Annotated in this window: 1 protein-coding gene; it reads right to left on the reverse strand. The window is 48.3% G+C overall.

What is annotated here, in order from left to right; genetic code table 11:
• On the reverse strand, positions 1-983 hold a 983-nt coding region (locus R7093_RS24270), incomplete at both ends, for an anthranilate synthase component 1 (protein ID WP_318146889.1).

The following is a 983-nucleotide window of genomic DNA, read 5'->3' on the forward strand; positions in this document are numbered from 1 at the left end:
AGCGAATCACGATACAAGTGTCGAGCGTGCCTTCTCCTGTCAGGTAGCCTACCGCTCCGCCATAGCTGCCACGACGAGCACCTTCAACATCGCGAATCAGTTGCATTGCACGAATCTTAGGCGCCCCAGTTAACGTGCCCATGTTCATACAAGCTTGGTAAGCGTGCAAAGCATCAAGGTCATCGCGCAACTGGCCAACCACGCGAGACACCAAGTGCATAACATGGCTGTAACGGTCAACTTTAAGGAGATCGGCAACATGACGAGTACCAGCTTGTGAGATGCGCGCTACATCATTACGAGCTAGGTCTACCAACATCATATGTTCAGCGTTCTCTTTTTTGTCGCTACGTAGTTCAAGTTCAATACGGCTATCTAAATCAAAGTCGATTTCGCCATTTGGACGTTTACCGCGACGGCGAGGCCCTGCAATTGGGTAGATTTCTATTTGGTTGGTGTCGGTTTCATACTTCAAGGCACTTTCTGGCGACGCACCAAACAAAGTGAACAGCTCATCTTGCATGTAGAACATGTAAGGGCTTGGGTTGCTTTGCTTTAGCTCTTTGTAAGCTGCTAGCGGAGAAGGGCAAGGCAATGTGAATCGACGAGAAGGAACCACTTGGAAAATATCGCCTTTTATCACGAATTCTTTTAGATCACGGACGATTTGACAGAAATCTTGATCCGAAACGCTTGGTTGAGCTGTGATATTGGCCACTTGCGTTGCGTCTGGAAGACGCTTTGGCGATGTGCATTGAGCTCGGATATCTTCGATTCGACTTTCTAGCGCTGCTTTTTGCGAGCCGTCAACGAACAATGTTGCTTGCAGTTGGCAGGATTGTGTTTGGTGATCTACAACCAGCAATGTTTCCGCAACATAGAAGACGTAATCCGGACACTGGTTTGTTGCTACCGCGTCTCCTAATGGTTCGAAGTTCGCCACCAAGTCATACGCAAATAGGCCACCAAGGAAAATGGCATGT

Source organism: Vibrio sp. 1580 (assembly GCF_033340055.1).